The 8,237-nt window shown below is 49.2% G+C and carries 5 protein-coding genes; 1 reads left to right on the plus strand and 4 read right to left on the minus strand.

What is annotated here, in order from left to right; translation table 11 throughout:
- Positions 1-154: 154 nt before the first annotated feature.
- The 4 genes from V3O24_RS00310 to V3O24_RS00325 all read right to left on the minus strand — a co-directional run bounded on the left by V3O24_RS00310 (position 155) and on the right by V3O24_RS00325 (position 6,075).
- The gene (locus tag V3O24_RS00310) at positions 155-1,684 is read right to left on the minus strand and encodes a hypothetical protein (RefSeq protein WP_331305611.1); all 1,530 of its coding nucleotides are present in this window, start codon (positions 1,682-1,684) and stop codon (positions 155-157) included.
- Between the two features lie 138 nt (positions 1,685-1,822).
- Positions 1,823-3,313, minus strand: coding sequence for a porin (locus tag V3O24_RS00315; RefSeq protein ID WP_331305612.1), 1,491 nt, complete (start codon positions 3,311-3,313; stop codon positions 1,823-1,825).
- Between the two features lie 715 nt (positions 3,314-4,028).
- A complete protein-coding gene (locus tag V3O24_RS00320) occupies positions 4,029-5,411 on the minus strand; it encodes a sensor histidine kinase N-terminal domain-containing protein (protein WP_331305613.1) in 1,383 nt (460 codons plus the stop codon).
- Positions 5,401-6,075: a response regulator transcription factor gene (locus V3O24_RS00325; RefSeq protein ID WP_104423884.1), complete on the minus strand. Its 675-nt coding sequence runs from the start codon at positions 6,073-6,075 to the stop codon at positions 5,401-5,403. The genes V3O24_RS00320 and V3O24_RS00325 overlap by 11 nt, the downstream gene beginning before the upstream one ends.
- Positions 6,076-6,359: 284 nt before the next feature.
- Between V3O24_RS00325 and V3O24_RS00330 the strand changes: the two genes are divergently transcribed.
- Positions 6,360-7,952, plus strand: coding sequence for a SulP family inorganic anion transporter (locus tag V3O24_RS00330; protein ID WP_104423883.1), 1,593 nt, complete (start codon positions 6,360-6,362; stop codon positions 7,950-7,952).
- The last annotated feature ends 285 nt before the right edge of the window (positions 7,953-8,237 follow it).

Below are 8,237 nucleotides of genomic sequence, written 5' to 3' on the forward strand. Positions count from 1 at the left end.
CCCCAGTACTTTGTAACTTAGGATCGTGCATAAATTAATTTAGGCAACTACCATGAAGAGCATGAAGACTTAAACCTTTCATGCCGCTTCATGTCCTTCATGGTTAAAAAATGAAAAATAAAACTTGCTCAAGTTATTTCATGCACGTTCCTAATCAGTTTTGAGCATCGGGCTCCTTTCTGATTATTTTAAAACATTCAACAGTTCCGCTCATTTCATTGGCCGTCAGCAGATAATGCTCCCCGTCTACCGTAAAATGAGTGATTCCTTCAGGCGACTTGCCTTCGTCGCCGCCAATCTTGCCCAAAGCGATTACCGTAGGGTGGAAGGGATCTGCCAACGAAATCAATCCAACTGAACCGGCTCTTTCCATACCGACGGCGACAAAAGGTACGCCGTCCAGATCGAACGAAACCACCATTTCCGGTTCAGAGCCTTTTTTGTTGCTGCGCCGCTCAGGGTAGACTTTATTGGCGAACGCAAGCTCATCAAGCTGATTGCCGGTGTCGCCCAGCAAGACGCCTGTCGCTGCATCGAAAACGCTGACCGAGCGCCCGCCGCTGACCGGCTGTCCCTCCGCCGGCGTTGAAGTATCCGAATCGGTATCGCCTTCATCGGCAGTGACAAAATAACGGCCGTTAGCTACCGTGGTTATCCCGTCGGGCTCGCGCAGCCCGGTCATCGATTGCTCGAATTTCACCCAACCGTCGTAGCGGGCGTCGGTTTTATGTTGGCTTGCTCCCAGGCCGTAGTAACTGATGACCTGTTCGCTGATTAAATCGACGACCGCAACCGCATCGTCTTCCTGCAAAGTTACATAGGCTTTCTTTGCGTCCGGCGAAATGGCGATATATTCCGGCTCCAATAAGGCGGGAGAATGGGTCTTTATCGGGATTAGTATTTTCTGCTCGCCTTTGGTTTCCGTACCATAAACATCCTGCCCTTCAAAATACCCCAGCAGGACTTTTTTCTTGTCAATCTTGCCGTTGCCGTCAAAATCCATGTTCTTGCTGATAATGCCGTCGCCGTTCCAGTCGATTTCTCTTTCCATAAACCGGCCGCCTTTGCTGACAATAAAGCCTTCATAGTTAATCGCGTTGGCCAGCTCCAGGTTTTTGTGGCTTACAATATGCCCGGATTGGCTTAAGCGAACCGTGGAAATGCTGCCTTCCGGCGAGAAAAATTGTTTGCTCGACGGTTCAAACAAAAAATCTTCCCCTTCATTGGCGATCATCGCAAGCTTGCCGTCTTCGGAAAAAACCACCGAATCAGGCCCAAAGCCGACGACGATACGATCGATCAATACGCCTGTTGTTGCCGAACGAATCTCCAGCCTACCGGGGCGGTTACCGACATCGATAACCGCCGCAAACAGATCCAATACAGGATGAAAAGCAACCGAAGTCAGCTCTTCGCCCTTGCTTAATTTAAGATTGAAACGCGCTTTTCTCTGCAAATGCTGAGGTTGGCTGACATCCAGCACATCAACTTCGCCCGTTGCGAAATTGCTGAGCACCGCCCGCAACGTCGATTGCTGTACGCTGACGATTTCCGTGCCTTTGTCATGCCCGGAATCATAGAGACTGACCGGCTCTATGACCCAATTACCGGTAGCGGGTGGAACCGGCGCCAATGCGCAACCTGCCAACCATAAAACAGGTATTAATTTAATGATGTGACTCATTTTCAACGCTAACCTCTTTGATGACCGATTTTATAGACTGTTTAAATCGCCCATCATATATGAATTCTTTCCAATAAAAAAAGCCGCGCTGGAAACCCAGCGCGGCTTTGAGTGCTAATGAAAAACTATAGCCAAACTTTAGAACGCCAATTGTCCGCGCACCATAAAGGTATCCAGATTATCAGGCTTTCCACCATCGCGCGTAGTCACTGCTGATTCTTTAACTTCCAACACTTTGTTGTAGTCAGCCATGAAACGGATATTTTTGTTTACATACCAGTTAAGCGCAACCGTAAGATTGCTCATCTGACCGCCGCGAACATTGCCATCGCTTAAATCAGCTTCCGCATAGCGTGCCGCCAGTTCCCAAGCACCCAATCCGCCATTTTTAAAACTGAAATTCTTAGCAGGATCCACTTTATAGAATTTGCCCGCCTTGTACTTGCGCGATTCGCCGGTGATTGTCCATGAGGCCTCTCCATACCAGCCGTCAAACGCCAGATTGCTGCCGCCATTTTCCCGATCCAGCCAGGTATGGGTATATTCGCCGCCTACGGTGAAAGGTCCATACAGGCCGTTCGCTTCCAGCCCCACCATCTTGATGTTGTTAATGTTCGTGATAGCGTGCGTATCAAGCACCTTCAAGTTCGACATATGAGAGGTTTCATATGAATAACTCAACGCTTTGTCATTGACCGAGCCAGCAGCGTTCGGCGCCCGGTAGTTACCGGCAACGCCCAGATGAATCACCTTGGTTTTTTCGTTAATCGGCGCAGCAGTCCAGCGTGAGTTAACCGACCAACCTTCATCCGCTGTCGTGTTTGAAGTATTGGCAGTGACTGTATCCCCATAAATACCGACTTGCCCTGTCCAGTTCTTATTAAGCGTTGCAACATTAAGACCGATGGCGCGATCTACAGTCGGTTCGTTAAGCGTATTCATCAACGAACGCTCCATAAACATCATATCGTTCGAACTTTCCTGCAACTCACGGCTGAATGCCTGCTTTTGCGATCCGAAAGTGATCGCTAAAGGAAGGGACGCAACTTTTAAGCCGTTATATTGCACAAACATGTCTTTGACTGAAACCGAGTTATCGGCGAAATCAACCTGGCTTTTAAATTCCCAGTCTTTATAGAATGTGCCTAAAAACTCCATACGTCCGCGGCGGATTTCCGTGCCGTCATTGGCTTCAACATGGGTTGTTGTGCCTTTGGTAACAAGATTATCATCCATGCTGTATGAGGCGTCGGCATGAATACGACCGCCCAATCTGAAATTGAAGTTTTTATCCGCCGTTTCAAACTGTATGCCTTTGTCATTCAGCTTGACATTCACTGAACTTGGCCCTGTAGACTCTTCTTTGTGCTCTTGCAATGCCTTGATTGCATTTTCTTTTAATGCCAAATCTTCGCGAATGGCTTTAATTTCCGCTTTGTCCAGTTTCTCTGCTTTAGCGGGAGCATTGTCGACTTTCTCGAAAGACCCCATCAGTTCCCGACCCCGACCGGGCTCCGCATAAATTTGTTTGGTTTTGGTATCGACATAAAGGTCCATCGCAAAAGCGCCGGATGTTACGCCCGCTCCTAAAACGGTAGCAATGGCCAATGTAAGTTTAGAAATTTTCATATTTTGCTCTTGGTTGTTATCAAAAAAGTTTGAGCAAGAATATGGAAAGTAAATGACAGCCTAATGACAGCTTTGTTACATTTTTGTTACAGCGCAACAAATCGGCAATTAATTTGCCAACCTGCAACAATTTAAATCCGCTGTTTGGATTTTCTGCTATTCCTAATAAAAACCAGCAGGTTAGCAATTATCTTTTTAGCAACAAAGACACTGTGTTTTAGACGTTAACCCCGAAGCAACCTGCTCTCTATGCGTTAAATCAACATCTAAAAGCCGGCCGATGTGGCTACAAAGTTGCAACAACGCAGAGGGGTGTGGCTACAGTAAAACGGCTCTATGTGAAATTGAGTCGGTAACTTATTGAGTGGATAACTTTTCGTAAGCATGTCACCTTTCCCCGTTCGTCCTGAGCCTGTCGAAGGATGAATGGGGAAAGGTGACATGCTCTGATGGATTATATGAGCCAACAAAAATATATTATTATGAATTCAATTACTTATCAGATAAGAATAATATCAAACTCAACCGTAAATCCGCCCATCCTTCGACAGGCTCAGGACGAACGGATTTACTCTTCTCGACGTCTCGATGAGGATTGTAATGAACGCAGGTGTATTAGCCATTATTGTTTTAGCCGTTTTAATCATTGGATTATTGTTTTTCGGCGTATCCCAGTTATCTGAAGAATAACCCCGCCTCGCAACGGCAAACCGGTTTACTGTTCCGCTTGCTTAAACACCAAATCAATCCGGGCGCCGCCTGCCGCGCTGACGCGTTTTAACTCAAGCCGCGCTTTATGCAGGTCGGCAATCTCCTTGACAATCGCCAGACCCAATCCGCAACCGTCGCCTGGGCTTCCGGGAATGCGATAAAACCGCTCGATAACCTTGTCCATTTCAGCTTCGGGTATGCCTGGGCCGTCGTCTTCGACAATCAGCCGAGGCGCCGGATGGCTCTTGACTTTAACCACAATATTGCCTTGGGCATGACCGTAACAAATGGCGTTATCCAGCAGGTTAGCCAGCAATTCCCGCAACAACACCTCGTCGCCACGCACATACACCGCCCGCTTCGAGCCTTCAAAGCTCAGCTCCATGTGCTGCTGCAACGCTTTAGGCACCCAGTCCATGCAGGTTTCCCTGGCCAGTTTGCACAAATCCACCGGCCGCAATTCATAATCGCCATTAACCGGTTCCGACCTGGCTAACACCAATAATTGCGTGGTCAGGTGCGACATGCGATCGGCGCACCCTTGGATATGCGTCAGCGCGGGTTTCATGGCCGACAGGTCTTGTTCGCGCTGCGCGCGTTCGACTTGCAGTTTCAAGCCCGCCAGCGGAGTGCGCAATTGATGCGCGGCGTTGGCGATAAAGCGTTGCTGAGTTGCAATGGCTGCCGACAGGCGTTCCAGTAAATCATTGATGGTATCGGTCAGCGCCCGCACTTCCAAAAACACATGCCGATCGGAAATGGGCCGTAAATCGCGCGACGAGCGCTGGGCAATTTCACCGGCCAATACGTGCAACGGCTGCAAGCCGCGTTTTACGCCCACGACCAAGTAAATTCCGGTCAACAGCACCAGCGCCATCTGCGGCAACAGGTCGGCCAACAAAATATCCGTCATCATGTTCCGCCGTTTATTTAAGGTTTCCGCAACGTGAACGAAAACCTTTTCCGATGTATTCTCGCGGGTAATCGACATGGACACCACCCGGACCGGTTCGCCATACATTTCGTCGTCAAAAAAGACCGGATGCGTCCAGTCGGTTTTCGAATCGAACGGCTCGGGAACAAATTTGTCGCCCGCCAGCATGCCTTTTTCTTCGGAGATGATTTTAAAATAGGTTTTGTCCGATTCATCCCATTTGAAGATCTCTAAAGCGGCGGGGGGCAATTCCACGAATATCTTGCCGTTGCGCACCTTGATTTCCTGGGTTAACGACCTTGCGGAATCGAGCAGCCAGCGGTCATACGCCACGTCGACATGATGCAGGGTGACAAAATAAGACAGGACGGACTCGAAGCCGATAAAAAAAATCAGCGGAATGGCCAGACGTAGAAGAATTTCCGTTTTGAGGCTGCGCTGTTTAGTCTTCATCCGAGCGCTCCAGCAAATAACCGAGCCCTCGCACCGTCCTGATCACCGCGCCATAGGGTTCGATCCGCTTGCGCAATCGATGCACATAAATTTCAACGGCATTATCGGTCAGCGCGTCGCCGTCAACGGCCAGACGTTGTGCAATGCGGTCTTTGCTGACGACTTTTCCGGCCTGAATCAGCAGTATTTCCAATACGCCGTATTCCCGCGCCGACAAGCTGATCGCCTGACCGTCGACCAGGACTTGATGATTGCGGGTATCCAGCACCAAGCGGCCGATCACAATATCGTTATTAAAGCCGCCGTAACAGCGGCGAATCAGCGCATGAACCCTGGCTTCCAATTCCCTGAGTTCAAAAGGTTTGGTCATATAGTCGTCGGCGCCTTGTTCAATGCCGCTGATCCTGTCGTTGACGCCGTCGCGCGCGGTCAAAATCAAAATCGGCAACGGGATTTTCCGGCTGCGAAGCTTGCGCAACAGCTCCAACCCATCCATATCCGGCAAGCCCAAGTCCAGTACGATCAAATCGAAACCTTGCGCCAGCAACAACTGTTCGGCGTAAGCGCCGCTCGTGGCCGAAGTCACCGAATAGCCGCTATCGCTCAAGGTGTGCGTCAAGCCGTCGGCTAGAACGGCGTCGTCTTCTATTAACAAAATGTTCATACAGTCGGAAAGTTGTGAAAGGTTCTTGAAAGGTTAAGCGGCTAGGATAAGTATCATCGGGATAAACAGCGCCAGCTGTTTAAATTTAAAACCGGCTAAAAATTGGGAAAACAAATGAAAACCTTAATCAGAGAAGTGATTCAAAGTAGTGCAATCGGAATTGCCGGCGGCAACCATGATATGCGACCGGCGAAGTGAGTTTTTATGAGGACAGTTTAAGTTATTAGCCCTGTTATGTACGTCCAGCTGGAAGACGAGCACTTTAGAATCAAAGGAATATTACTATGATACACAAACACACTCAATATTATATCCGCCATCTAAAAGACGATATCCCCGCAGGACTCGTAGTGTTCTTGGTCGCCCTGCCATTATGCCTGGGTATTGCGCTAGCCTCGGGCGCGCCGTTGTTTTCCGGGCTGATTACCGGTTTAGTGGGAGGGCTGATCGTTTCATGGCTCAGTGGCTCGCAACTGGCTGTTTCGGGTCCTGCCGCCGGTCTTACCGTGATCGTTTTCAATGCCATTGAAACCCTGGGCAGTTTCCAGGGTTTGCTGTTAGCCTGCGTCTTAGCCGGGATCATTCAACTCGCCTTGGGCTACCTCAGAGCCGGGATTATCGGCGCTTTTTTCCCCTCGGCCGTCATTGAAGGCATGTTGGCGGCTATCGGTTTGATTTTGATTATCAAGCAGATTCCGCATGCCACCGGTTACCATAGCAGCTATGAAGGCGACGAAAGCTATATGAAGGAAACGGCCCGCTCAAGCTTTATGGAATTGGTTGACGCATTTGGCGGCATATCGCCAGGTTCGACTGTTATCAGCGGGGTGGCGTTGTTGCTGTTGATCCTATGGAGTATGCCCTGGTTTAAAAAGCAGAAACTGTTAAAGCTGATTCCAGGACCATTAGTCGTGGTGCTGTGGGGAGTCGGCTATAACCTGGCCGCGACAAAATTTGCACCGGCTTGGTCGGTCGGTGCGGAACATCTGGTCAGTTTACCGGTCCCGGAAAAAACCACGGATTTCTTCAACAATTTCATGTTCCCCGATTTCAGCTATCTGACCAACCCGCAGGTTTATGTAGTCGCAATAACGATTGCGATCATCGCCAGCCTGGAAACCCTGCTCAGCCTTGAGGCGACTGATAAACTCGACCCTTTCAAGCGTATCGCGCCAACCAACAGGGAACTGAAAGCGCAAGGAATCGGCAATATCATCAGCGGCCTGATCGGCGGCCTGCCGATGACCGCCGTTATCGTGCGTAGCGCGGCCAGCATCAACGCCGGCGGCCGAACCCGCATTTCCTGCTTCACTCACGGTTTGTTTTTGTTGCTGAGCGTTCTGTTTTTGGCGTACTACCTGAACTACATTCCGTTGCCCTGTCTGGCGGCGATTTTACTGCACACCGGATATAAGCTGGCCAACCCCGGCCTGTTCAGCCATTTCTACCACAAGGGCATGAGCCAATTTATGCCGTTTGCGATCACCGTGCTCGCCATTCTGATAACCGACCTGTTAAAAGGCATGGCGATCGGCATGGTCATCGGCCTGTTTTTTGTAGTCAAAGCCAATTATTCCGCGGCAATTACCTTGATTCAGGACGGGTCGCATTATGTGCTGAAATTCAACAAAGACGTTTCTTTCCTGAACAAGGCCTTGCTCAGGAAATTCATCCTGCGGATTCAGGAAAACAGCAGCGTAGTCATTGATGCGAGCAATGCCAAGTTTATCGATCATGATATTGTAGAGTTAATCGAGGATTTTCTGGTGCAGGCGCCGGACGACAACATTAGCGTTGAAGTCATCGACTTATACGGCAAAGAAAAAATCAAGAAGCATGAATCTTTAGTGGTGTTGAATGAACGCGCCGACGCTTAAATATCATCCGGTATAAGCGCTTGTCAGGCTCTCATAAACGACAAGAAACACTGCCGATCCGGCAGAAAGGACATTGCAACCTTAACCAGTCTCCACAATCTCAGCGTATTTGCCGACCTGATCGGCGGTCGGCAAATACGCCGCATTCGCATCGAATGCCCTTAGAATCGTGCATAAATTAATTTAGGCAATTACCATGAAGAGCATGAAGACTTAAACCTTTCATGCCGCTTCATGTCCTTCATGGTTAAAAAATGAAAAATAAAACTTGCTCAAGTTATTTCA

It is taken from the genome of Methylobacter sp. Wu8 (genome assembly GCF_036440755.1).
Taxonomy (GTDB): domain Bacteria; phylum Pseudomonadota; class Gammaproteobacteria; order Methylococcales; family Methylomonadaceae; genus Methylobacter_A; species Methylobacter_A tundripaludum_A.